The organism is Pseudomonas sp. EA_15y_Pfl1_P101 (assembly GCF_963970835.1).
GTDB lineage: Bacteria > Pseudomonadota > Gammaproteobacteria > Pseudomonadales > Pseudomonadaceae > Aquipseudomonas > Aquipseudomonas tritici.
In genome coordinates this window covers 39,036-62,071 of sequence record NZ_CAXAPA010000023.1, presented here as the reverse complement: position 1 = coordinate 62,071, position 23,036 = coordinate 39,036, and the positions used below count along the sequence as shown (strand labels likewise).

Below are 23,036 nucleotides of genomic sequence, written 5' to 3'. Positions count from 1 at the left end.
GCACGTTGCGCGTGTAGTCGCGTTTACCCAGCGTCACGTGGTCGGGGTGCTGGCTGTCGTGCAGGGCATGGGCGATGTACGGACGGTCCGGGTCGCCCTGTTCAAAGGCAATGGCGACTTCGGTGCCGGGGATTAGCGGCAGGTGCAGGCCATGGGTGTCACCGGCGTAGGGTCGGGCCAGGCGTAGCCACAGGCTTTCTTCACCGGGTTTCCAGCTGTCGCGGTCAAACAGGAAGCTGACTTTGTAGCGCCCTTCGATATCGATGTGGCCGTAGGGGTCGTGCTCCTGTGGGCTGGTGACGCGGGCCGGGACGGTGCCGGCGATTTGCGGTTTGTCTTGCAGCGCTGGACGAAAGCACACCGTTTCCGAGTAGGGAATGGCCTCAAAGCTGACCTCAAAACTGCGGTCACGGGCGGCACGCGTGGTCAACTGGATGATCACCGCTCCAGGGCCAAACGCTTGCGGCGCGCCGCCGCTGATCTTGAGCACCTGACCAGGCGCCAGGGTGGCACTGCTACTGATGCCGCTGAGTTGAGTCTGGCCATTGAGGTAAAGCTCGTGACGCAGACGGGCATAGAAAAAACCGCTCTCGCTTTGCAGGTCTTCGTCATGGGCATAAGGGTCGCCCAGCGTGGTGTAGGCTTCGGCGTAGTGGTAGGCCTCACCGTAGGTGGTAGTCGCACCAAAGGTTTGATCGATGTCACCGTTCAGGTGAGCGTTGGCGACGCGGTGATGGTAAGCACGGATATTGACGTGTTTTTCCACCACCTGATGGCTCGATTGCAAGGCCCACACGCTGTCTTGTCCACTGCTGCTCAGCCCGGATTGCGGACGGTAGGCCAACTTGACGTCGAACTGGTAGTGACGCTGGTCGTCGTGAAACTCCACCACGTCGATGTTCAGGCGCTCGTCGCGGGTTAAGCGGTACCAGATGCCGACGTCGGCCAGCAGGCGAGAGATAAAAGCCAGGTCGCTTTCGCCATACTGCATGACCTGCTCGCGCTTGGGGTATTCACGCACTAGGTTGAAGAGAAAGTCCTGGCCTTCAAACCCGTGGCGACTGCGCAGGATGCCCTCGACGATCTCCGGCACCGACTGGTGTTGATAGATACGGAACTGCTGGCCACGACCGAGCAGGGCAAAGTGCGGCTCAAGGGTGATTTCGTAGCGGGCTTCGTCAACGGAGCCGGACAGGCGCTTGAAGCCGGTAATAACGCCATTCAACACACGCAACGGCTTGATCGGGGGCACGCTCAGTCCGGGTATGGGCAGCGGTTGCAGCGCCCCGAACAAGCTGAAACTGGCGCGCTTGCCGAGCATTTTTTCAGCGCCAATGTCGCCGTCGGTGCAGGTGAATTCCACACGGTAGTTGAACGGTTGGCTCAGGCCCTCAGTGCCCTTAAAGGCAAGGACGTCAAGCCGTGCACCAACGTCGTGAACGGTGAGTTTGTGACGGCTGTGGTCGAAGAAGGTGCGCAGTTCATTGAGCATGTTCATACCTCCGTGGCGACGGGGTCAGTGAGGCGCAGAGTAATACCTTGCTCATCGCTATCGCCCAGGGGTTGCTCCAGCCATTTGAGCCGCGATGCTCAGTGCCTGGATGCAATTGGATTTGAGAGGGTGAAATATGCGGATGGATTGGGTGCCATGGACCTACATCCTTGCTCTGGATTTCTCGGAGTGTTTCGCTGAGGACGAGGGCTTGAAGATCATGCTTGAGGTCAGAAGTCATCAGGCGTGGGGAAACGTTGAGTATCCATTGTTCCTTTTTTCCCGACAGGGCAGGCTTTCGTGCGCAGGCAGGGCAACCCAAAAGCGCGCAACAATTCGCGCCATTACTAGCCTGACAAATGTAAGTTGGCGAGCACGCTAACAAAGCGGAAAAGGAATTGCTGTAGGAGGCATCCCAAAGACCATTCGGAATGTTCCGCCAGAGATTGGTAAAGACAGTGAGAGATATGTCGAGCTCATTTCTCAGTTGCACAGGCGGCGCCTTGAGAGACGTAACGAACCTGACTTAGAGGATGAGTTCTGTCGGCGGGAAGGCTTCAAACGGATGGTCAAGTCGAATGCAAATGGCCGGTCAGCGGCAATGCAATTGGGTGGTCAGCGCGAATGCAAACGACTGGTCAGTGGCAATGCAATTAGGTGGTCAAGTGAGATGCAATTTCGCAGCAGTAGCGGAAATCTCCGTCATCAGTCAACTCGACAAGGCGATGACGGGCAATATCTCGAGCATGGAATCGCTGGTTCAGGCCGAAGGCTTGCTGGGGCGCGCCCGCAAGGGCGGCTTCGTCACCATCGAGGAGCAGGCGAAGTACCAGGATCAACTGGGAAAGGCCTACGGCAAGATTGAAAAGGCGGAAGCCAAAGAGCTGGCCCAGAAGCAAAAGCTGATCGAAGCAGAGAATCGCCAGATTGATGTACTGAAGCGCACCGTCAACGGTATTGAGATGTCCTGCCGCCGCGCGAGCTGGCCAAGGGCACTCTCGGCCTATACGCGGTGCACTTCAGACGCTTCCGCCGTCAGTTCGAAGGAAAGGCGGTCGACCAAATATCAATTCGCATGGTTGCTGAAATGTTAGACGCAATCACGCCCCGCACAGCGAACCAGTGCCGTGCACTCCTGGCGGACATTTTCAACCACGCTGCAGCAAGCACGATAAACCGGATCGAGAAGAAACTGCGCAAGCGCGACACCGTCGATGGGCTGAAGGCTATCCGCGAAAAAGCACCGACCTGGCTACAGAACGCAATCGACCTGGCGCTGATCACCGCCCAGAGGCGAACCGACATCCTGGACATGCGTTTCGATGGGGTTCGGGATGGGTTTCTCTACGTGGTGCAGAAGAAAACTGCCAAGGCAACAGACGCGGCCTGGATTCGGTGCAGGGTCACGCCCGAGTTGCAGGCGGTAATCAGCCGGTGCCGCGATGATGTAGTTTCGCCGTACCTGGTGCACCGTAAGCCGGATCGGCTAAAACAGAAGCAGGCGCAGACAAAGGACCACTGGACGAGGGTTGAAGAGAGGTATTTGACGCGAGCATTCAAGGAGGTACGGAGGGCTGCGAACTACTACGCGGGGTGGAAGAAAGAAGAGATGCCAGGCTTTCACGAAGTACGTGCGCTGTCGCTGCACCTGCACAAGAAAGCCGGAAAGGATGGGCAGAAGATCGCAGGCCATGCAAGCGAGGGTATGACCAAAAACTACCAGCGGGACCACGAGGAAATCATCTGTTCCGAAGCAATTCCGGACCTGAATATAAGCGAAATCACCGGGTAGTTTTGCGCTGGCACAAAAAAGCCGATCCATCCGATCGGCTTAAGTGTCTGATTTTACTCAGGAATAATGGTCGGGACGGAGTGATTCGAACACTCGACCCCTAGCACCCCATGCTAGTGCGCTACCGGACTGCGCTACGCCCCGACTAGGCGTGTTACTGGGTTTGCTTCCTAACGAAGCGAACCGGAATATACCGCAAGCTTTTGAAATGTGGAAGTATTTTAAAAGCCGGAATTACTTCTTCAAAACCACCAGTACATCTTCGAGTTCGGAGATCATCTGGCGGATCATTTGCTTGTATTGCGTAGTGTCGTCTTTGGCTTCATCACCGGACATACGCTGGCGAGCGCCGCTGATGGTGAACCCCTGATCGTACAGCAACGCGCGGATCTGTCGGATCATCAGCACATCCTGGCGCTGATAATACCGACGGTTACCTGTGCGCTTGACGGGGTTGAGTTGAGGAAACTCCTGCTCCCAATAGCGCAAAACGTGCGGTTTTACCGCACAGAGCTCGCTGACTTCACCAATGGTGAAGTAGCGTTTGCCTGGGATGACGGGTAGCTCGTCGTTATGACTTGGTTCCAGCATAAGCCTCAACTCGGGCCTTCAACTTCTGCCCTGGACGAAAGGTGACCACACGGCGAGCCGTGATCGGGATTTCTTCTCCCGTTTTTGGATTGCGGCCAGGCCGCTGGCGTTTGTCCCGCAGGTCAAAATTGCCGAAACCGGACAATTTGACCTGTTCGTTGTCTTCCAGAGCGTGTCTGATTTCTTCAAAAAACAGCTCGACCAATTCCTTGGCCTCGCGCTTGTTCAGACCCAACTCTTCGTACAGACGTTCCGCCATCTCAGCTTTCGTCAAAGCCCCCATACGTCACTTCCTTAACGTGGCGTTCAACCTTTGTTCGAGCGAGGTGAGGATATTTTGTGTCGTGGTATTCACCTCATCGTCATTAAGAGTGCGCGATGGATGCTGCCAGGTCAAGCCAACTGCAAGGCTTTTTCTATGCGGATCAATGCCTTTACCCTGATAGACGTCAAATAGCCTGAGGTCTGTGAGCCATTCCCCTGCATTTTCACGGATCACATCCAGAACGGCAGTGGCGGCCACTTCACGGTCGGCGATCAGCGCCAGGTCGCGGCGCACTTCAGGGAAGCGCGACAACTCGCAGAATTTAGGCATTTTGCCCGAAGCAACTTCAGCCAGAACCAGCTCAAACACAAAGACCGGACGGTCCAAGCCGAGGGTTTTCGACAGTTCAGGGTGAATGGCACCAACGAAACCTACCAGGCGCCCTTCACGCTCGATGCGTGCCGTCTGGCCCGGGTGCAGCGCTGGGTGGCTGCCAGGCAGGAAAGTGAAGGCATCCAGCGCACCCGCAAAGCCCAGCACTGCTTCCACGTCAGCCTTGACGTCGAAGAAGTCCACGGCGTCGCGGCCCTGCGCCCAACCTTCCGGCAGACGGCTGCCGCAGACCACGCCAGCCAGCATCGGCTCTTGCTTCAGGCCGTCCAACTGACCGACAAAACGTAGGCCGCTTTCGAACATGCGCACGCGGTCTTGCTGACGGTTCAGGTTATGGGAAAGGGCTTTCACAAGGCCTGGCCACAATGACGAGCGCATGGCAGCCATGTCGTTCGAAATCGGGTTAGCCAGCAACAGTGGCTCGACGCCCGGGTTGAACAGTTCAAACTGCTTTGGATCGATGAAGCTGTAGGTCACCGCTTCCTGGTAGCCACGGGCAACCAGCAGGCGACGCAGCTCAGGCAGGTGCGCACGCGCCTCAGCCTTGGGCTGCGGTGCCAGGCGGGCTTGCGGGTAACGAACCGGCAGACGGTTGTAGCCGTACAGGCGGGCCAGTTCTTCGATCAGGTCGACTTCCAGGCTGATGTCGAAGCGGTGGCTTGGCACCTCAACGGTCCACTGCCCTTCCCCGCTCGAGGAAATACCCAGGCCGAGGGCCGACAGCAACTGCTCGATTTCAGCCGGCACGATTACCAGGCCGAGCATTTGCTCAACGCTCTTGGCGCGCAGGGTGATCGGGGCAACGGACGGCAAGTACTGCTCGTTGACGGTTTCGGTGATCGGGCCGGCTTCGCCACCGGTGATTTCCAGCAGCAGGCCAGTGGCGCGCTCCATGGCTTCACGGGCGAGTTTCCAGTCCACACCACGCTCGTAGCGGTGCGAGGCATCGGTGTGCAGGCCGTAGGAACGAGCCTTGCCAGCGATAACGATCTGGTCGAAGAACGCACTTTCAAGAAATACGTCACGGGTGGTCTCGGACACACCGCTGTGCTCGCCCCCCATCACGCCGGCGATCGCCAGGGCGCGGGAGTGGTCGGCAATCACTAGGGTGTCGGCACGCAGGCTGACTTCCTGACCGTCGAGCAGAACCAGCTTCTCGCCTTCTTCAGCCATGCGAACACGGATGCCGCCGTTGATTTCGGCGAGATCGAAGGCGTGCAGCGGCTGGCCCAGCTCAAGCATCACATAGTTGGTGATGTCGACGGCAGCGTCGATGCTGCGTACGTCGGCCCGACGCAGACGCTCAACCATCCACAGCGGGGTTGGCTTGGACAGGTCGACGTTGCGGATCACACGCCCCAGGTAACGTGGGCAGGCGTTTGGCGCCAGCACTTCGATCGGGCGCACCTCTTCATGAACGGCAGCCACGGCTGCAACCACTGGGCGGGTGACCGGGGCGTTGTACAACGCGCCCACTTCACGGGCCAGGCCGGCGAGGGACAGGCAGTCGCCACGGTTCGGGGTCAGGTCGACCTCAATGCTGGCGTCTTCCAATTCCAGGTAAACACGGATGTCCTGGCCCACTGGTGCGTCGGCCGGCAATTCCATCAGACCATCATTGCCCTCACCTACTTGCAGTTCTGCCTGGGAGCACAGCATGCCGTTGGACTCAACGCCACGCAGCTTGGCCTTCTTGATCTTGAAGTCGCCCGGCAGCTCAGCACCGATCATGGCAAACGGGATCTTCAGGCCCGCGCGCACGTTTGGCGCTCCGCACACGACCTGGAAGGTTTGCGCGCCATTGCTGACCTGGCACACACGCAATTTATCGGCATCAGGGTGCTGCTCGGTGCTCAGCACCTCGCCCACTACCACACCGCTGAAAACACCGGCGGCCGGCGTAACGCTATCGACCTCAAGACCGGCCATCGACAGACGAGCAACCAGCTCATCGCGATCTACCTGCGGGCTTACCCAGCCGCGCAGCCATTGTTCACTGAATTTCATCCTGCTCTCCTAAAGATTCGTTACGACTAGCGAAATTGCGCGAGGAACCGCAAGTCGTTGTCGAAGAACAGACGCAAGTCGTTCACGCCGTAACGCAGCATGGCCAGACGCTCAACGCCCATACCGAAGGCAAAGCCCGAGAACTCTTCCGGATCGATGCCGGACATGCGCAGCACATTGGGGTGAACCATGCCGCAGCCCATCACTTCCAGCCAGCCAGTCTGCTTGCAGACGCGGCAGCCTTTACCGCTGCACATCACGCATTCCATGTCGACTTCAGCGGACGGCTCGGTGAACGGGAAGAACGATGGACGGAAACGCACCGCCAGTTCCTTCTCGAAGAACACGCGAAGGAATTCTTCGATGGTGCCTTTGAGGTCGGCGAAGTTGATGTCGCGATCAACAAGCAGGCCTTCGACCTGGTGGAACATCGGCGAATGGGTGATATCCGAGTCGCTACGGTACACACGGCCTGGGCAGACAATGCGGATCGGCGGCTTGTTCGCTTCCATGGTGCGGACCTGTACCGGCGAGGTATGGGTGCGCAACAGCATGTTCGCGTTGAAGTAGAAGGTGTCGTGCATCGACCGGGCCGGGTGATGGCCTGGGATGTTGAGCGCCTCGAAGTTGTGATAGTCGTCTTCGACCTCAGGGCCTTCGGCAATGCCGTAGCCGATATGGGTGAAGAACTGCTCGATACGCTCCAGAGTCCGGGTGATCGGATGCAGACCGCCCGAGGCCTGGCCGCGGCCTGGCAGGGTGACATCAATGGACTCGGCCGCGAGTTTGGCCGCAAGATCGGCCTCCTCGAGCGACGCCTTGCGCGCATTGAGAACCTCTGTGACACGCTCCTTGGCGACGTTGATGAGCGCGCCGACTTGCGGGCGCTCTTCAGCCGGCAAATTCCCCAGGGTCTTCATCACCTGAGTCAATTCACCCTTTTTGCCAAGGTAGTGAACCCGGATTTGCTCCAGGGCATTGATATCTTCAGCGCTTTGCACAGCCTCAAGAGCTTGAGCGACGAGCGCGTCCAGGTTTTCCATGTACAGACTCCAGATACAAAATAGGGGAAGAGCTTGAAGGCTCTTCCCCTATTTATGACGTTTACCACCTAGGGCTGCAGGAGCAACCCAGGGTGACTGTCGGGGGTACTTAAGCCAAGGTGGCTTTAGCTTTCTCGACAATCGCAGCAAACACCGCTTTTTCGTTCACGGCCAGTTCAGCCAGAACCTTACGGTCGATTTCGATGGACGCTTTTTTCAGGCCAGCGATGAAACGGCTGTAGGACAGACCGTTAACACGTGCACCAGCGTTGATACGAGCGATCCACAGAGCGCGGAACTGACGTTTTTTCTGACGACGGTCACGGTAGGCGTATTGGCCTGCCTTGATTACCGCTTGCTTGGCAACACGGAATACGCGTGACCGCGCGCCGTAGTAGCCTTTAGCGAGTTTCAGAATTTTTTTGTGACGTTTACGGGCAATGACGCCACGCTTTACACGAGCCATGAGTTACTTCCTCTATCTTGATCCAAAAATTAACGAAGGCGCAGCATGCGCTCGACTTTTGCCACGTCAGACGGATGCAGCAAGCTGCTACCGCGCAGTTGACGCTTACGCTTGGTCGACATTTTGGTCAGGATGTGGCTCTTGAAAGCGTGCTTGTGCTTGATACCGTTAGCAGTTTTCAGAAACCGCTTAGCAGCACCACTTTTAGTCTTCATCTTTGGCATGTTCGGATACTCCGCATTCAGTTGATAAACATAATCAGAAGGCCTGCCGTGCCCTGTTGATTACTTCTTCTTTTTCGGGGCGATGACCATGATCAGTTGGCGTCCTTCCATCTTAGGATGCTGTTCGACCGAACCGTACTCGAGCAGGTCAGCTTCAACCCGCTTGAGGAGTTCCATCCCCAGCTCCTGGTGGGCCATCTCACGGCCGCGGAATCGCAAGGATACCTTGGCCCTGTCCCCATCACTCAGGAAACGTACCAGGTTGCGCAGTTTTACCTGGTAATCCCCTTCCTCCGTCCCTGGACGAAACTTGATTTCTTTAACCTGGATCTGCTTCTGGTTTTTCTTGGCTGCGGCAACCTGCTTCTTCTTCTCGAAGATCGATTTGCCGTAGTCCATCAGCTTGCAGACAGGCGGTACAGCATCGGCGGAAATCTCCACCAAATCGAGCTTGGCTTCTTCAGCCTTAAGAAGCGCGTCTTCAATTGACACAATCCCAAGCTGCTCACCTTCAGCCCCAATTAACCGAACCTCACGTGCCGAGATATTCTCGTTGATCGGGGCTTTCGGTGCAGCTCGTTTATCTTGTCTCATTTCACGCTTAATAATAATTACTCCGAATCTGGGCGACCACGCCGGGAAACCGCTTGCGCGAGGAACTCAGCGAGCTGGGCGACGGGCATCGAGCCCAGGTCAGCACCTTCACGAGTACGCACAGCGACAGTCTGCATCTCGACTTCCCGATCTCCAATAACCAAAAGATAGGGAACCTTGAGCAAAGTATGCTCGCGGATTTTAAAGCCGATCTTTTCATTTCTCAAGTCGGACTTGGCACGAAATCCGCTTTCGTTGAGAGTTTTTTCAACTTCAGCGGCAAAATCTGCCTGTTTATCAGTGATATTCATGATCACTGCCTGGGTCGGAGCCAACCACGCGGGGAATGCACCCTCGTAGTGCTCGATCAGGATCCCGACGAAACGCTCGAACGAGCCGAGGATCGCCCGGTGCAGCATAACCGGGTGTTTACGGCTGTTGTCTTCGGAGACATATTCGGCTCCCAGACGGATCGGCAGGTTAAAATCGAGCTGCAGGGTACCACACTGCCAGACGCGGCCAAGGCAATCTTTCAGCGAGAACTCGATCTTCGGACCGTAGAACGCGCCTTCACCCGGCTGCAGATCGTACGCAAGGCCCGCGCTGTCGAGCGCTGCGGCCAGTGCCGCTTCGGCGCGATCCCACAGCTCGTCGGAGCCAACGCGTTTTTCCGGACGAGTGGACAGCTTCATTTCGACTTCGGTAAAGCCGAAATCTCGATAAACGTCCATGGTCAGCTTGATGAACGCAGCGGATTCAGCCTGCATCTGCTCTTCGGTGCAGAAGATGTGGGCATCGTCCTGAGTGAAGCCGCGCACGCGCATGATGCCGTGCAGCGCACCCGACGGCTCGTTACGGTGGCAAGCACCGAACTCGGCCAGGCGCATTGGCAACTCGCGGTAGCTCTTCAGGCCCTGGTTGAACACCTGCACGTGGCAAGGGCAGTTCATCGGCTTGATAGCGTAGTCGCGGTTTTCCGACTGCGTGGTGAACATATTGTCGGCGTAGTTGGCCCAGTGCCCGGATTTCTCCCACAGGCTACGGTCAACAACCTGAGGCGTCTTGATCTCCAGGTAGCCGTTCTCGCGCTGCACCTTGCGCATGTACTGTTCGAGCACCTGGTACAGGGTCCAGCCGTTCGGGTGCCAGAACACCATGCCCGGCGCTTCTTCCTGGAGGTGGAACAGGTTCAGGCGCTTGCCGATCTTGCGGTGGTCACGTTTCTCGGCTTCTTCGATGCGCTGGATGTAGGCAGCCAGCTGCTTCTTGTCAGCCCAGGCGGTGCCGTAGATCCGTTGCAACTGCTCGTTCTTGGCGTCGCCGCGCCAGTAGGCGCCGGACAATTTGGTCAGCTTGAACGACTTGAGGAAGCGCGTGTTCGGCACGTGCGGGCCGCGGCACATGTCGACATATTCTTCGTGGTAGTACAGGCCCATGGCCTGCTCGTCCGGCATGTCTTCCACCAGGCGCAATTTGTAGTCTTCGCCACGGGCGGTGAACACGTCGATCACGTCGGCGCGCGGCGTGACTTTCTTGATCACGTCGTAATCTTTTTCGATCAGCGCGTGCATGCGCTGCTCGATGGCTGCCAGGTCGTCCGGCGTAAAAGGACGCTCGTAGGCGATATCGTAATAGAAACCTTCGTCAATGACCGGGCCAATCACCATTTTCGCGGTGGGGTACAGCTGCTTGACCGCATGGCCAATCAGGTGAGCGCAAGAGTGGCGAATGATCTCAAGCCCCTCTTGATCCTTGGGCGTGATGATTTGCAGACTGGCATCGGAGGTGATCAGGTCGCTGGCGTCGACCAGCTTGCCGTCGACTTTGCCAGCCACAGTGGCCTTGGCCAGGCCAGCACCAATGGATGCGGCGACCTCAGCTACGGAAACCGAATGATCGAAAGAACGTTGACTGCCATCGGGAAGAGTAATAGTTGGCATGGCGCCTCCTCTCCTAGTGGTGACCCCTACCAAAGGTCACGTGGGTTGGGATGAGCCAGTACAAGATCCAACACCAGGCCGTTCAGTGATGAACGCCTGCCTCACAGCGGCAGGAGCCTTTCGGCCAACCGATAATCAGACCAGAGTGACTGGAGTGAGCTAAAAAGAACGTGGCAAGGCGGCAAATGGCGCGCCTGGAAATAGCCAGGCTGCGGATGCTAGCACAGATGAACGGTCATCGCGCCGCCGCCATCTTGCGTAAACACAAATTCCGGCCTTTATAGCTGCAAAAGTGAACTTGAGCTGTACGCAACGCCTCAAACCCACTGAGAATCGCCGTTCGTCCTCGACCCAAAGGAGCATCCTCATGATGCGTTTCACCTCTACCCTCGCTCTCGCCGCTTCCCTGACCCTCCTTTCTCTCGGCGCACAGGCAGCTGCCCCGTCGAACTGGCCAGCCGGTGCTCGCGACAGCTTCGTCAGCGATTGCAGCGCAGCTGCGAGCCAGAATGTGGATGCCAAAACTGCCAAAGCCCATTGCGAATGTGGCGCAGACAAGATCAACGCCGAATTGAGCACTGCGGAGATCAAGGAACTCATGACCAACCAGAACGCCAGCCCGGAGCTTAAAAACAAGGCAGTCGCGGCTATTTCGTCCTGCAAAGTCGTGAAGAAAAAGTAAGATTCTTGGCGGCTCACATGCCTGTTTCGCCGGAAAAATGGCCCGAAAACTGCCGTTTCTCACAAATTACGCAGCTTTTACGGCTTTTTTTACGAGCTGATATTTCGAGCTAAAGCCCCGTAAATCGGGGCTTTCAGCCGACCAAAGAATCAAACGCAACGCGATTGATTAGCAAACAATGCCTTGGGGGGGCTCCCAAGCCGAACATTTCGACTATGATAGCCCTGTGTGCCCAGTTGGCCTGAGCAGCACAGCACTACTGACAAATATATGTTTCTTGGAGATACACCATGTCTAATCGCCAAACCGGCACCGTTAAATGGTTCAACGATGAAAAAGGCTTCGGCTTCATCACTCCTCAAGGTGGCGGTGACGACCTGTTCGTACACTTCAAAGCTATCGAAAGCGACGGTTTCAAAAGCCTGAAAGAAGGCCAAACCGTTTCCTTCGTGGCCGAGAAAGGCCAAAAGGGTATGCAAGCGGCACAAGTTCGCGGCGAGTAATTCTCCGCTGAGCTAAAAAAACCCCGTCCATGTGACGGGGTTTTTTATGGGCGCTGCAAAAGCCAGCAGAGGCTTAGCCGCAATTGACCCGCGTGATCACCAGGTTGTCGTCGGTGCTCAGGTTCAAGCGGTCGGAGCGGTATTCGAGGGTAATCATGTCGTTCGGCTTGAGGATTCGTGCGTTCTGCGCACCGGCTCGCGTACGCGCCTGGTCCAGCAACTGGGGCGAAGCTTTCTGGCCTATGGTGAATTCGGCGGCCTTCGACTCACAGCGGCTGTAACCGGCACCGGCCGCGGCGGCGTCTTTGGCTGGCTCAGAGGCACCCGGGGTGCTGCAACCCGCCAACGCGAGTGCTGCCAACAAAGTACCGAATGATGCGAGCTTCCAAGGCATGAAGCCTCCTATGATAAAAAATGGACAGAGATCGTGCGACAGCGATTGGGCGGATTGGTTTCAAGACGTAAATCGCCGCAGGGCAAGTCTGCCTGACTCTCGACAGGCATTCGCCCGGTCAATCGTGACCAGATATGAATGAAATCAGTAGATGTCGATGTAGGCGAATTCTGGGTGTGGCCAGTTCTGTTTTAACGCGTTGAAAATCTGCGTCACCCAGACCTCGTCGCTGGCGGCCACATTGCCTACGTATCCGGAGCCTTTGGCCCAGGTCTCCAGGCGAAACAGCAGCCCGTCGATGTCCACACCGCCTACAGCGTGGCCTGAAGAGATAAAGGCGATTCCGGCTTTGGTCACCCGTAACTGGGTATGTTCGTCGTCGCTGGCACTGGCCAGCAGTTGGCGCACATTCGCCAGGGTCAGGTTCTCGGGGTTGTTCAGGTCGATCTGCACGTGGTGTTCCCCGGCAATTAAACAGGCCGACAGTGTCGCACAGCGCCGACGTCATTCCGAGCCACCTCATGCCTAAGTATCAGTGCCAAACGCAACGTAAAATGGTTAACTGCCCCGGTAAGAACCGCGCTCCAGCGCACTACACAGCACTTTTAGCCCCGCGAGATAGTCATGACCACCGTAACGCTCCAAGCCGACATCAAAGCCAAGTGGCCCCAGGGACAGAGCTCCTACAGCCCCGGAAGCCCGGAGGAATTGGCCATCATCGGTATCGACCTGCTGGTCAAGGAATTGGGCACACGGGCGGCGCAGGCGTTCATCGGCCAGGTATTCGAGAAATACCCGGCCGACCACATGGGGGCACACAACCCCGAGCTCGAATAAGAACCGGCCGACGAACGCCGACCAGTCAACACATTACTTCAGGCGCGCGAGACGCTCGGTCAACAAATCGAAAAAGCCCTGCGCATCACCGCTCTCAACCCAGAACACGTTCTTTTCGTGTTTCAGGCCGTCGTACCAATCGACAATGGTCTGGCCGAAGGTCGGGCCTTCTCGGCTGTCCACCACCACATTGGCCTGACGACCGCTGAACAGCGAAGGCTTGAGCAGGTAAGCAATGACGGTAGCGTCATGCACCGGGCCTCCCGGAATGCCGTAATGCTCCATGTCGCCCTTGACGTACTCGTTGAGAATGTCGCCGACAACCTTGCTCGCGTTGTTATTGATGTCGGCAATCTTTTTCAGGCGCGCCTCGCTGGTCAGTACCTTGTGAGTCACGTCCAGCGGCAGGTAGGTCAGCTTGACGCCACTTTTGAGCACAATCTCGGCCGCGATCGGGTCAGCGAACAGGTTGAACTCCGCCACCGGGGTGATATTGCCGCCATTGAAGTGCGCGCCACCCATCACCACCACTTCCTTGATGCCTTGGGTGATTTCCGGCGCCTGGGTCAGTGCCAGCGCCAGGTTGGTCTGCGGGCCGAGCATGGCGATAGTAATGCTGTGAGGCTTGGCAGTGCTCAGGGTCTTGATCAGGTAATCAACGGCATTGCCGTCAGCCAGGCCTTTTTTAGGTTCATGCACAGTGACGCCGGAAATACCTTCCTTGCCATGAATATTCTCAGCGTAGATCGGCGTGCGCAGCAGCGGCGCTGGCGCACCGGCGTAGACCGGGATTTCCTCGCGCCCTGCCCACTCGCGGGCCAGGCGTGCGTTGCGGGAGGTCTTGTCCAGGCGCACGTTACCGGCGACGGTGGTCAGCGCACGAATGTTCAGTTCCTCCGGCGAAGCCATGGCGAAGAGCAATGCCACCACATCATCGGCGCCTGGGTCGGTGTCGATGATCAGGTCGATTTTTTCCGCCGCGTGGGCGCTCGCTGCTGTGAGTGCGGACAAAAGCAGGACACTCCGGAACAGGTTTTTCAGGGTTGGGAGACCACGTTGCATAAAACACTCCTTGTCGTTGGGAACTCTAGAAGGTTACGCCGGACACCAGCGCGATATTGCAGTAAGGCTGGCATTCGCCGGTGCGCACTACGGCGCGCGCCTTGCGGCTGAGCAGCTTGAATTCTTCATGGCTGGCCAGGCGCCGCTCACCGAGGGCTGCCTGCTCTGTGAGCGTATTGAGGTCGGCCAGCGCCGGCGGCTGCTTGAGCAGGATTTCTTCGGCCAGCACATGGCTTTCCACCTGCATTTCGCTGAGCACGATACGCAAAGTGCTGATGAAGTCCGGGATGCCCTGGGTCAACGCCAGGTCAATCAACTCGACGCCCGGCGGCACCGGCAGGCCGGCATCGCCAATCACCAGGATGTCGCCATGCCCCAGGGAGGCGATCACACGCGACAGTGCGATATTCAGCAGAGGTGTCTTTTTCATGAGGGCACAAAACCTTGTACGTCGTGCAGCGTTGGAATAGAGGGTTGCGCACCGGCTCGGGTGACCGACAACGCCGCCGCGACCTGACCAAAACGAATCGCCTCGGCCTCGCTTTTGCCATCGGCCAACGCCGAGGCAAAACCACCGACAAAGGTATCGCCTGCCGCCGTGGTATCCACAGCCTTAACCTTCGGCGCCAGCAGATGCTCAAAGCCCTGGCCGTCGGCAAACAGCGCGCCCTGAGAGCCCAGCGTGATGATGACCTTACCGGCGCCCGCCTGAATCAGCTGGGTCGCCGCCGCCTTGGCGCTCTCAATGGAGTCGACCATCACACCGCTCAGAGCGGTCGCTTCGCTTTCATTGGGGATCAGGTAGTCAATCGAGGCGTACCACTCAGCCGGCAATGGACCGCTGGCCGGGGCCGGGTTGAGGATCACCGTCTTGCCCAATTCACGCCCGCGCTTGAGGGTGTAGCCCACAGTGTCCATCGGCACTTCCAGCTGGCAAACGATCACGTCGGCCGCCTGCAGCACCGCGTCGAACGCCTGCAACGAGGCCGGCGTGAGTTCGCCGTTACTGCCCGCGACAATCACAATCGCGTTCTGGCTGCTGTCATCCACTACGATCAATGCCACGCCACTGGAGCCGTCCACGCTGCTGACGGCCTGGCAGTCGATGCCTTCCACCAACAGCGCGTCACGCAACTGGGCGCCATAGGCATCGGTACCGACACAACCTATCATCGAAACATCGGCGCCCAGTCGCGCCGACGCTACAGCCTGGTTCGCGCCCTTTCCGCCAGGCACCGTGGAAAACGTTTGGCCGATGAGGGTTTCACCGGCACGCGGCAACCGGCTGGCGCGGGTGACCAGGTCCATGTTCAAACTGCCCACTACCACTACTTTTGCTGGCATACATCAGTACTCATCAATTCGGTTCAGCGGTATTGCGCGAACGTACCGGCGACGGGCGCCGTCGACTCACGCAATACGATGCTCGGCGTCACGATGCGTTGATCGATCGGCAGTTGGGGGGTTGCAATTCTTCGCAGTAAAAGCTCGGCCGCTGTTTCGCCCAGTTGCACGATCGATTGCCCGACCGTGGTCAGCGCCGGATAGACGTAGCGGCCCATTTGAATGTCATCGAAACCGATCACCGACAGCTCACCCGGCACGCGGATATTACGCTCCGCCGCTGCGCGCAACACGCCGAAACCGATCATGTCGTTGCTGGCAAAAATGGCGCTGGGCGGATTTTGCGCCAGTAATTGCACGGCGGCGGCATAACCGCCAGTGCTGGTGAAATCACTTTCCTGGGTGCGATTGGCCCCCACCGCCACGCCCGCCTCACTCAACGCGCGGTGATAACCCGCCAGACGCATCTGCGCGACGCGGGTATGGGCCGGGCCGCCAATGCAGGCGATATCGCGGTGGCCCAGGTCGAGCAGGTGCCGGGTCGCCAGGTAGGCGCCCTCCTCGTGATCGATACGCACGAGGTCCACGTCAATGCCATCCAGCGCGCGGTCGACGATCACCATGGGCGTACGCACCGCACTCAAGCCTGCGGCAAGGCCACTGTCGTCGCCACCCACCGAGGTCACGATCAAGCCATCGATACGCTTCTCCAGCAATACGCGCAGATAGCTGCGCTGCTTTTCAGCGTTGTCGTCGGAGTTGCAGAGGATCACGCAATAGCCATTACGCTCGCAGTAATCCTCGATGCCCCGGGCCAGCTCCGCAAAATATGGGTTAAGGCTATTGGGCACCAGCAAACCGATGGTGGCCGTGGTCTTGGCTTTGAGTGAGCGCGCGACAGCGCTGGGCACATAGTCGAGTTGCTTGATCGCCGCCTCGACCTTGATGCGTACCGGCTCGCTGACAGGGCGAGTCTTATTCACCACATGGGACACCGTGGTGTAGGAAATACCTGCAAGCGCGGCCACATCCTTGATCGTTGCCATGGTTCAGCCTCGCCGACTGGCGCGCTGGCTGCGGTAGGTATCCAGAACCACGGCAATCACGATCACGGCACCGGTGATGATGCGCTTAGTGGGTTCCGTGGCACCGATCTGCGCAAGGCCAGCGGCCAATACCGAAATAATCAACACACCAAAAAAAGTACTGATCACCGAACCACGCCCGCCCATCAGGCTGGTACCACCGATGACCACCGCAGCGATCACTTGCAGCTCCAGGCCGGAACCCGCGTTCGGGTCCGCCGCTTCAAGGCGCGAGATCTGGAACAACGCCGCCACACCGGCCAGCAGGCCCATGAGGCTGAACACCAGGATCTTGTAAGGCTTGGGATTGATCCCAGCCAGGCGCACGGCTTCTTCGTTGGTGCCGATACCGATCAGATAGCGACCAAACACAGTACGCGTCAGTACGAGTTGCGCGGCGATGATCACCAGCAAGGCAATGATGAACGACGGTGAGATACCAAGGACAATCGGGTTGGACAGCCAGGCAAACGAATCACCGATGTAAGCCGTGCGCGATCCGGTCATCTGGTACGCCACACCACGGGCCATTTCCAGCACGCCGAGGGACACGATAAATGAAGGAATGCGCCAGGCCACGGTGATCGAGCCGGTGATGGTGCCGGCCAATGCGGCGCAGCCCATACCCAGCACTGCGGCCGGCAATACACTCCAGCCCCAACTGAGAATGGCCACGCTGACGGCCGAGGCCGCCAGTGCCAGCACCGAGCCCACTGACAGGTCGATGCCGCCGATGATCAGGATGAAGGTCATGCCCACCGCCAGAACCATCAGGTCCGGAATCTGGTTGGCCAGGGTGCTGAAGGTGGCGTAGGACAGGAAGTGGTCGCTGAGCACCGAAAACAGCGCAATCATCGCCAGCAAAGCGCCCGCCAGGCCCAGGTAAGTGCCCAGGCCATAGAAGTTGCCGCCGGCTTTACCGGGTGAAGTGGTGGTTTTCATGGGGTATCCCTAAGCACTGCGCCGTTGAGCAGCGCATCATGTTTTTGATAGCCGGCAAAGGCGGCGGCGAGCAATTCGTCCTGAGTCCAGCTGTCGCGCTCGAAGGTGTCGATCAGGCGCCCAGCGGACAACACACCGATACGATCACAGATCAGCATGAGTTCACGCAGATCGCTGGACACCACCACCAGCGCTTTGCCCTGGCGGGTCAATTCGCCGAGCAAGGCATAGATGTCGAATTTGGCACCGACGTCGATACCGCGAGTCGGCTCATCGAACAGCATCACCGAGCAATCGCGCTCCAGCCAGCGGCCAATCACCACTTTCTGTTGGTTACCGCCAGACAGCTCGGACACCAACTGCGCCGGGCTGGAACTGCGAATGCGCATGGCATCGATCTGGCGCATGGCCAGTGCGGTTTCGTTGCGGCTGTTGACTAAACCGCCGCCGGAAATTTCCGGCATGTTGCCCAGGGCAATGTTGGCGCTGATGGACTGAGTCAGCAGCAGGCCTTCGCCCTTGCGGTCCTCGGTGATCAAAGCAATGCCATGGCCCACCGCGTCTACCGGCGAGCGGATGCTCACCACTTGAGCCGGCGAACCGAGTGCAACAGTGCCGCTGTCGGCAAGGTCGGCGCCGAAGATCAGGCGTAACAATTCAGTACGACCGGCGCCGATCAGGCCGGAAATGCCGTAAATCTCACCTGCGCGCACTTCAAAGGACACGTCGCGGACTTTGTCCGAGCGGGTCAAGCCTTTTACCGTCAGGGCCGGGCCACCAATGGTGCGTGGGCCCAGGTCAATGTGTTCGCCCAGTTCACGACCGACCATCAAGGTGACCAGTTGTTCGCTGTTGTAATTGGCCATCGGCTCGACACACACCAACTTGCCGTCGCGCAACACTGCAATGCGCTGAGCAACACGGGCCAGCTCTTCCAGCCGGTGTGAAATGTAAATGATCGCCACGCCCCGGGCCTGCAGACGAGTGATTTGTTCAAACAGCATCTCGACTTCACGGGCGGTAAGCATCGCCGTGGGCTCGTCGAGGATCAATACGTGGCAATCGCCGATCAGGTTGCGGGCGATCTCGACCATTTGCTGATGGCCAATGCCCAGGGTGCCGACCAAGGTATCCGGGTCGATGGCGTCCAGGCCGACCTGGGCCATGGCCTCAATCGCAGCCTTGCGCAGTTGCTTGCGGCTGATCCAGCCACAGTGGCTGGGCAGGTTATCCAGAAACAGGTTTTCGGCCACGGTCAACGTGGGCAGCAGGTTGAGTTCCTGCATAACCATGCGCACGCCCAGCTCTTCGGCCTGGGTGCGGCTGGCTGGACGGTAGTCCTGGCCATTAAACTGCATGTGCCCGGTGGTGGGTGTGACCAACCCGCCGATGATCTTCGACAAGGTACTTTTGCCTGCGCCGTTCTCACCAGTCAGCGCCAGCACTTCACCACGATTGAGCGTCAGGGTGATGTCGGACAGAACCGGTTGGGCATAGGTCTTGCCGATACCGCTGACCGAGAGGACAGCGTTCGGGGCGGAAGATGACATAGGAAAATCTCCAGGCGCCCGCTCAGGACGAGCGGACGCTGTTGGGTGCTGCCAGGATTACTTCTTGAGGACGAGTTCGACCGGGGTTTCGATCACGCCGTCTTTGGAATCGACTTTCTCACCCTTGACCAGCTTGAGCGCGTTCTGGATACCGAACACGGCTTGCTGGGCAGCAGCCTGGTCGGCGGTCGCCAGCACACGGCCGTCCTGCAGCATCGGCTTGATAGCCTCAATGTTGTCGTAGCCTACGACCAGCACCTTGCCGGCCTTGCCTGCCGCACGCACAGCGGACACGGCGCCCAGGGCCATGTTGTCGTTACCGGCCAACAGGGCCTTGAGGTCCGGATACTCGCTCAGCATGGCGGAAGCCACTTTGCGGCCTTCGTCAATTTCCCAGTTACCGGATTGCGTAGAGACGATCTTCAGGCCGGCAGCGTCCATCGCATCCTTGAAGCCAGCTGTGCGCTGCTGGGCGTTGGTTGTGGTCGGGACGCCTTCGATAATGCCGACCTTGTCACCCGAGGCCAGTTGCTTGGCCAGGTAATCGCCCACCAGCTTGGCGCCTTTGCGGTTATCCGGGCCTACGAAAGGGATATCGAGGTTTTTGCTTTTCAGCACAGCCGGATCCAGGCGGTTGTCGATGTTGACGATCTTGATCCCGGCTTTAGAGGCATCCTCCAGCACTTTCACCAGCGCCTTGGAGTCAGCTGGCGCGATAACGATGGCATTGACCTTGGACAGGATCATCTGCTTCACGATATCGATCTGCGCGCTGGTATCGGTTTCGTTCTTGATCCCGTTGGTGATCATGTCGAAATCGGCGGCGTGATCTTTCTGATAAGCCTTGGCACCGTCTTGCATGGTGACGAAGAATTCATTGGCGAGGGATTTCATGACCAGGCCGACCTTGGGTTTGGCGGCGGCGTCATCAGCAAATGCAGAGGAAAGAGGCAAAGCGGCGGATGCGGCAGCAAGCACAGCGACAGCAAGAAGACGTCCAGCGAATGGCAGCTTCATGGGTTCACTCCGATCTTATGATTATTGTGAGCAACGCTTGCACCGAAGAGTGCTTCGGCAGCCTTCCCACCCGGGTGGCTGATACGAGCTGTCACGACACTTCAGGCGTGTTACGTGAAACATCTCGCAAACGTTTGCGTTATTCAAACTATGAGAACCTTGTCGAGATTTGTCAACGGTTGAAAGCAGCCTTTCATTCAAGCCATACAGCACCTCGCTCGCGCCTGACAAAGGATGTGATTAAACACCGCCCTCCCCGGCCGCTCTCTAAAACGACAGGCCGTGCCGCGCCACGCCTACAAACTCGAAGGACCGACCGCCAACTTTTTTCGGACAACCGAACGCAATACAGCCCGATGTTCGGAAAGCCGGACGCCCACTCGGTCTAACAGGCCACGAAAAGAATATAAATTCTTACAAATCAATAAGTTATTTTACGTCCGCGCGCACAATCGGCCTGGTACAGATCCTGCTCTACTCAACCACCTCGTGGCATTCAGAACCGCCCGGGTGTTCTAGATGAACCTGCTACAGCACTCATCAAAAACCAGAGAGAAAAATAATGAAATCTGCACTGAAGACTTTTGTTCCGGGCGCGTTGGCCCTCCTGCTGCTGTTCCCCGTTGCCGCCCAGGCAAAGGACGTTGAAACCAAGACCAAACTGTCCAACGTGGTGATCCTCGCCACCGGCGGCACTATTGCCGGTGCTGGCGCCTCCGCCGCCAACAGCGCCACCTACCAGGCCGCCAAGGTCGGCATTGAGCAATTGATCGCCGGTGTTCCTGAGCTTAGCCAGATCGCCAACGTACGCGGCGAGCAAGTGATGCAAATTGCGTCCGAAAGCATCAACAATGAAAACCTGCTGCAACTGGGTCGTCGCGTCGCCGAACTGGCTGACAGCAAGGACGTGGACGGCATCGTGATCACTCACGGTACCGACACTCTGGAAGAAACCGCCTACTTCCTGAACCTGGTAGAAAAGACCGACAAGCCCATCGTGGTGGTCGGCTCCATGCGTCCAGGCACCGCGATGTCGGCAGACGGCATGCTCAACCTGTACAACGCCGTGGCCGTGGCCAGCAGCAAAGAGGCACGCGGTAAAGGCGTGCTGGTTACCATGAACGACGAGATCCAGTCGGGTCGCGACGTCAGCAAGATGATCAATATCAAGACCGAAGCGTTCAAGAGCCCATGGGGCCCACTGGGCATGGTGGTTGAAGGCAAATCCTACTGGTTCCGCTTGCCAGCCAAGCGTCACACCATGGACTCGGAGTTTGATATCAAAAACATCAAGAGCCTGCCCGATGTCGAGATCGCCTATGGCTATGGCAACGTGAGCGACACCGCCTACAAGGCCCTGGCTCAAGCGGGCGCCAAAGCCATCATCCACGCCGGTACCGGCAACGGCTCGGTATCGTCCAAAGTCGTACCTGCACTGGTGGAGCTGCGCAAGCAAGGCGTGCAGATCATTCGTTCCTCCCACGTCAATGCCGGCGGCATGGTTTTGCGTAATGCCGAACAGCCTGACGACAAGTACGACTGGGTCGCGGCGCTCGACCTGAACCCGCAGAAAGCGCGCATCCTGGCGATGGTCGCCCTGACCAAGACTCAGGACAGCAAAGAGCTGCAACGGATGTTCTGGGAGTATTGATTCCCGGTGATACCTCGGCAGGAGCGGCTTGCCCGCCCCTGCCTCCTCGCAAACCCTTCGATAAAAACACCTGCGCCCTACACCAAATTACCTGAATTGCTGTCAGACGGACTTCTTGAAGTTTAAGCAGTTGCGAAATCGCCTACAGTTAAATACTGTATGTGCGTACAGCAAACTAAGGAATACTCCGTGGCAAAGTCCTCTCCCGCAGCGCCAACCCCACCTGGTGCCTACGAACGCCTGGCCATTCGTGTGCAAAAGATCATCAATTCGACCAACGCCCAGAAAGCCAAGGCGGCTTTGATTTTCCGTTTGCCGGAAGAGCCGGAGGATGAGTGGGCGCGCTTGCTGGAGGAAATCGCGGAGAACGACAACGTCACCCTCGCCTATCGGGACGATGGCGGTGTGCAGATTTTCTGGGTTGTGCCGAAGGAAGATTGATTCAATGAGTGTCCGTTTTATCGCTGTGTGTTGCCTGTTTTTCGCCGTTACCGCCCACGCCCAAGCGCCCCGAACCTTCAGCGAAGCCAAGAAAGTCGCGTGGAAACTGTACGCCCCACAATCCACCGAGTTTTATTGCGGGTGCAAATACACCGGCAACCGCGTGGACCTGAAAGCCTGTGGCTACATCCCACGCAAAAACGCCAACCGTGCCGCGCGCATCGAGTGGGAGCACATCGTTCCGGCCTGGCAGATCGGGCATCAGCGCCAGTGCTGGCAGAACGGCGGGCGCAAGAACTGTACGCGCCATGATGACGTGTTCAAACGCGCCGAAGCCGACCTGCACAACCTGGTGCCGAGCATAGGCGAGGTCAATGGTGACCGTAATAACTTCAGTTTTGGCTGGCTGCCGGTGCAAAGCGGGCAGTACGGCTCATGCCTGACCCAGGTGGACTTCAAGGCGAAGAAGGTAATGCCACGCCCTTCCATTCGGGGAATGATCGCTCGCACGTATTTCTACATGAGCAAGCGATACGGCTTGCGCCTGTCGAAACAGGATCGCCAGTTATACGAAGCCTGGAACAAGACCTACCCGGTGCAGTCCTGGGAACGTCAGCGCAACCAGACCGTGGCGTGCGTGATGGGACGCGGCAATGAGTTTGTCGGCCCGGTGAACCTTAAAGCCTGCGGTTGAAAAAGGGCGGAAACCCCGCCCGTCCAA

The 23,036-nt window shown here is 58.1% G+C and carries 24 protein-coding genes, 1 tRNA gene and 2 pseudogenes; 8 read left to right on the top strand and 19 right to left on the bottom strand.

Features of this window, described 5'->3' with window-relative positions:
* Positions 1-1,492, bottom strand: a 1,492-nt coding sequence (locus AACY36_RS26520; RefSeq protein ID WP_339497734.1) for a type VI secretion system Vgr family protein, incomplete at its 3' end; no start/stop codon positions are given.
* A 683-nt stretch (positions 1,493-2,175) separates the two neighbouring features.
* Here AACY36_RS26520 and AACY36_RS26515 point away from each other — a divergent pair.
* Positions 2,176-2,454, top strand: a pseudogene (locus AACY36_RS26515) (hypothetical protein); the annotation flags it as partial.
* Positions 2,454-3,284: pseudogene (locus AACY36_RS26510) on the top strand (tyrosine-type recombinase/integrase); the annotation flags it as partial. The pseudogenes AACY36_RS26515 and AACY36_RS26510, both read left to right, overlap by 1 nt.
* A gap of 67 nt (positions 3,285-3,351) precedes the next feature.
* Here the strand turns inward: AACY36_RS26510 and AACY36_RS26505 are convergent.
* The 9 genes from AACY36_RS26505 to thrS form a co-directional block, all read right to left on the bottom strand.
* Positions 3,352-3,428 (bottom strand) — tRNA-Pro (locus tag AACY36_RS26505).
* A 90-nt stretch (positions 3,429-3,518) separates the two neighbouring features.
* A complete protein-coding gene (locus tag AACY36_RS26500) occupies positions 3,519-3,875 on the bottom strand; it encodes a MerR family transcriptional regulator (RefSeq protein WP_003219935.1) in 357 nt (118 codons plus the stop codon).
* On the bottom strand, positions 3,856-4,158 hold the full coding sequence (gene ihfA / locus AACY36_RS26495) for an integration host factor subunit alpha (protein WP_002553164.1): 303 nt from the start codon (positions 4,156-4,158) through the stop codon (positions 3,856-3,858). The genes AACY36_RS26500 and ihfA overlap by 20 nt, the downstream gene beginning before the upstream one ends.
* A gap of 3 nt (positions 4,159-4,161) precedes the next feature.
* Complete coding sequence (gene pheT / locus AACY36_RS26490) at positions 4,162-6,540, bottom strand: phenylalanine--tRNA ligase subunit beta (RefSeq protein ID WP_339497732.1); 2,379 nt, start codon at positions 6,538-6,540, stop codon at positions 4,162-4,164.
* Positions 6,541-6,566: 26 nt separating this feature from the next.
* A complete protein-coding gene (pheS, locus tag AACY36_RS26485; RefSeq protein WP_034099107.1) occupies positions 6,567-7,583 on the bottom strand; it encodes a phenylalanine--tRNA ligase subunit alpha in 1,017 nt (338 codons plus the stop codon).
* 109 nt (positions 7,584-7,692) lie between these two features.
* Positions 7,693-8,049: a 50S ribosomal protein L20 gene (gene rplT / locus AACY36_RS26480; protein ID WP_003174975.1), complete on the bottom strand. Its 357-nt coding sequence runs from the start codon at positions 8,047-8,049 to the stop codon at positions 7,693-7,695.
* Positions 8,050-8,078: 29 nt separating this feature from the next.
* Entirely contained in the window at positions 8,079-8,273 is a 195-nt protein-coding gene (rpmI, locus tag AACY36_RS26475; RefSeq protein ID WP_002553160.1) for a 50S ribosomal protein L35, read from the bottom strand.
* A 60-nt stretch (positions 8,274-8,333) separates the two neighbouring features.
* On the bottom strand, positions 8,334-8,885 hold the full coding sequence (gene infC / locus AACY36_RS26470; protein WP_170947229.1) for a translation initiation factor IF-3: 552 nt from the start codon (positions 8,883-8,885) through the stop codon (positions 8,334-8,336).
* Positions 8,885-10,807 carry a threonine--tRNA ligase gene (gene thrS, locus AACY36_RS26465; RefSeq protein WP_339420638.1) on the bottom strand — a complete coding sequence of 641 codons (1,923 nt, stop codon included), beginning with the start codon at positions 10,805-10,807 and terminating at the stop codon, positions 8,885-8,887. Before thrS ends, infC begins: the two co-directional genes overlap by 1 nt.
* A 367-nt stretch (positions 10,808-11,174) precedes the next feature.
* On the opposite strand from thrS, the gene AACY36_RS26460 reads away from it, so the two are divergent.
* Together AACY36_RS26460 and AACY36_RS26455 are read left to right on the top strand one after the other, a co-directional pair.
* Positions 11,175-11,489, top strand: a complete 315-nt coding sequence (locus tag AACY36_RS26460) for a hypothetical protein (protein WP_015884935.1) — start codon at positions 11,175-11,177, stop codon at positions 11,487-11,489.
* A 290-nt stretch (positions 11,490-11,779) separates the two neighbouring features.
* Positions 11,780-11,992, top strand: coding sequence for a cold-shock protein (locus AACY36_RS26455; RefSeq protein ID WP_003234260.1), 213 nt, complete (start codon positions 11,780-11,782; stop codon positions 11,990-11,992).
* Positions 11,993-12,065: 73 nt separating this feature from the next.
* Here AACY36_RS26455 and AACY36_RS26450 read toward each other — a convergent pair whose 3' ends face one another.
* A complete protein-coding gene (locus tag AACY36_RS26450; RefSeq protein WP_339420637.1) occupies positions 12,066-12,386 on the bottom strand; it encodes an I78 family peptidase inhibitor in 321 nt (106 codons plus the stop codon).
* Positions 12,387-12,530: 144 nt separating this feature from the next.
* Entirely contained in the window at positions 12,531-12,839 is a 309-nt protein-coding gene (locus tag AACY36_RS26445) for a hypothetical protein (protein ID WP_339420636.1), read from the bottom strand.
* A gap of 171 nt (positions 12,840-13,010) precedes the next feature.
* On the opposite strand from AACY36_RS26445, the gene AACY36_RS26440 reads away from it, so the two are divergent.
* Positions 13,011-13,223: a hypothetical protein gene (locus AACY36_RS26440; RefSeq protein ID WP_339420635.1), complete on the top strand. Its 213-nt coding sequence runs from the start codon at positions 13,011-13,013 to the stop codon at positions 13,221-13,223.
* A gap of 33 nt (positions 13,224-13,256) precedes the next feature.
* On the opposite strand, the gene AACY36_RS26435 is transcribed toward AACY36_RS26440, so the two are convergent.
* Genes AACY36_RS26435 through AACY36_RS26405 form a run of 7 tightly spaced genes read right to left on the bottom strand, consistent with a single transcriptional unit; the run spans position 13,257 to position 20,223 of the window.
* Entirely contained in the window at positions 13,257-14,285 is a 1,029-nt protein-coding gene (locus tag AACY36_RS26435; RefSeq protein ID WP_339420634.1) for a nucleoside hydrolase, read from the bottom strand.
* A 25-nt stretch (positions 14,286-14,310) separates the two neighbouring features.
* Positions 14,311-14,715: a D-ribose pyranase gene (gene rbsD / locus AACY36_RS26430; RefSeq protein ID WP_314566768.1), complete on the bottom strand. Its 405-nt coding sequence runs from the start codon at positions 14,713-14,715 to the stop codon at positions 14,311-14,313.
* Positions 14,712-15,629 (bottom strand): ribokinase, encoded by a 918-nt coding sequence (rbsK, locus tag AACY36_RS26425; protein ID WP_339420633.1) that lies wholly within the window; start codon positions 15,627-15,629, stop codon positions 14,712-14,714. The genes rbsD and rbsK overlap by 4 nt, the downstream gene beginning before the upstream one ends.
* 23 nt (positions 15,630-15,652) lie before the next feature.
* Complete coding sequence (locus AACY36_RS26420) at positions 15,653-16,675, bottom strand: LacI family DNA-binding transcriptional regulator (protein ID WP_339420632.1); 1,023 nt, start codon at positions 16,673-16,675, stop codon at positions 15,653-15,655.
* A gap of 3 nt (positions 16,676-16,678) precedes the next feature.
* A complete protein-coding gene (locus tag AACY36_RS26415; protein ID WP_339437341.1) occupies positions 16,679-17,656 on the bottom strand; it encodes an ABC transporter permease in 978 nt (325 codons plus the stop codon).
* Positions 17,653-19,206 (bottom strand): sugar ABC transporter ATP-binding protein, encoded by a 1,554-nt coding sequence (locus tag AACY36_RS26410; RefSeq protein WP_339497731.1) that lies wholly within the window; start codon positions 19,204-19,206, stop codon positions 17,653-17,655. The genes AACY36_RS26415 and AACY36_RS26410 overlap by 4 nt, the downstream gene beginning before the upstream one ends.
* A 57-nt stretch (positions 19,207-19,263) precedes the next feature.
* On the bottom strand, positions 19,264-20,223 hold the full coding sequence (locus AACY36_RS26405) for a sugar ABC transporter substrate-binding protein (protein WP_049712409.1): 960 nt from the start codon (positions 20,221-20,223) through the stop codon (positions 19,264-19,266).
* Positions 20,224-20,785: 562 nt separating this feature from the next.
* On the opposite strand from AACY36_RS26405, the gene AACY36_RS26400 reads away from it, so the two are divergent.
* The 3 genes from AACY36_RS26400 to AACY36_RS26390 all read left to right on the top strand — a co-directional run bounded on the left by AACY36_RS26400 (position 20,786) and on the right by AACY36_RS26390 (position 23,009).
* The gene (locus tag AACY36_RS26400; protein ID WP_339420628.1) at positions 20,786-21,874 is read left to right on the top strand and encodes an asparaginase; all 1,089 of its coding nucleotides are present in this window, start codon (positions 20,786-20,788) and stop codon (positions 21,872-21,874) included.
* Between the two features lie 189 nt (positions 21,875-22,063).
* Positions 22,064-22,315 carry a DUF1654 domain-containing protein gene (locus AACY36_RS26395; RefSeq protein WP_339420627.1) on the top strand — a complete coding sequence of 84 codons (252 nt, stop codon included), beginning with the start codon at positions 22,064-22,066 and terminating at the stop codon, positions 22,313-22,315.
* Positions 22,316-22,319: 4 nt separating this feature from the next.
* A complete protein-coding gene (locus AACY36_RS26390) occupies positions 22,320-23,009 on the top strand; it encodes an endonuclease I family protein (RefSeq protein ID WP_339420626.1) in 690 nt (229 codons plus the stop codon).
* Positions 23,010-23,036 lie beyond the last annotated feature (27 nt).

Coding starts and splice junctions, on each gene's coding strand:
- AACY36_RS26455 (WP_003234260.1), top strand. CDS start 11,780: ATGTCTAATCGCCAAACCGGCACCGTTAAATGGTTCAACGATGAAAAA.
- ihfA (WP_002553164.1), bottom strand. CDS start 4,158: ATGGGGGCTTTGACGAAAGCTGAGATGGCGGAACGTCTGTACGAAGAG.
- AACY36_RS26390 (WP_339420626.1), top strand. CDS start 22,320: ATGAGTGTCCGTTTTATCGCTGTGTGTTGCCTGTTTTTCGCCGTTACC.
- rbsD (WP_314566768.1), bottom strand. CDS start 14,715: ATGAAAAAGACACCTCTGCTGAATATCGCACTGTCGCGTGTGATCGCC.
- AACY36_RS26450 (WP_339420637.1), bottom strand. CDS start 12,386: ATGCCTTGGAAGCTCGCATCATTCGGTACTTTGTTGGCAGCACTCGCG.
- AACY36_RS26405 (WP_049712409.1), bottom strand. CDS start 20,223: ATGAAGCTGCCATTCGCTGGACGTCTTCTTGCTGTCGCTGTGCTTGCT.
- AACY36_RS26500 (WP_003219935.1), bottom strand. CDS start 3,875: ATGCTGGAACCAAGTCATAACGACGAGCTACCCGTCATCCCAGGCAAA.
- thrS (WP_339420638.1), bottom strand. CDS start 10,807: ATGCCAACTATTACTCTTCCCGATGGCAGTCAACGTTCTTTCGATCAT.
- rplT (WP_003174975.1), bottom strand. CDS start 8,049: ATGGCTCGTGTAAAGCGTGGCGTCATTGCCCGTAAACGTCACAAAAAA.
- AACY36_RS26400 (WP_339420628.1), top strand. CDS start 20,786: ATGAAATCTGCACTGAAGACTTTTGTTCCGGGCGCGTTGGCCCTCCTG.
- AACY36_RS26440 (WP_339420635.1), top strand. CDS start 13,011: ATGACCACCGTAACGCTCCAAGCCGACATCAAAGCCAAGTGGCCCCAG.
- pheT (WP_339497732.1), bottom strand. CDS start 6,540: ATGAAATTCAGTGAACAATGGCTGCGCGGCTGGGTAAGCCCGCAGGTA.
- AACY36_RS26460 (WP_015884935.1), top strand. CDS start 11,175: ATGATGCGTTTCACCTCTACCCTCGCTCTCGCCGCTTCCCTGACCCTC.
- AACY36_RS26420 (WP_339420632.1), bottom strand. CDS start 16,675: ATGGCAACGATCAAGGATGTGGCCGCGCTTGCAGGTATTTCCTACACC.
- AACY36_RS26435 (WP_339420634.1), bottom strand. CDS start 14,285: ATGCAACGTGGTCTCCCAACCCTGAAAAACCTGTTCCGGAGTGTCCTG.
- pheS (WP_034099107.1), bottom strand. CDS start 7,583: ATGGAAAACCTGGACGCGCTCGTCGCTCAAGCTCTTGAGGCTGTGCAA.
- rpmI (WP_002553160.1), bottom strand. CDS start 8,273: ATGCCAAAGATGAAGACTAAAAGTGGTGCTGCTAAGCGGTTTCTGAAA.
- rbsK (WP_339420633.1), bottom strand. CDS start 15,629: ATGCCAGCAAAAGTAGTGGTAGTGGGCAGTTTGAACATGGACCTGGTC.
- AACY36_RS26415 (WP_339437341.1), bottom strand. CDS start 17,656: ATGAAAACCACCACTTCACCCGGTAAAGCCGGCGGCAACTTCTATGGC.
- AACY36_RS26410 (WP_339497731.1), bottom strand. CDS start 19,206: ATGTCATCTTCCGCCCCGAACGCTGTCCTCTCGGTCAGCGGTATCGGC.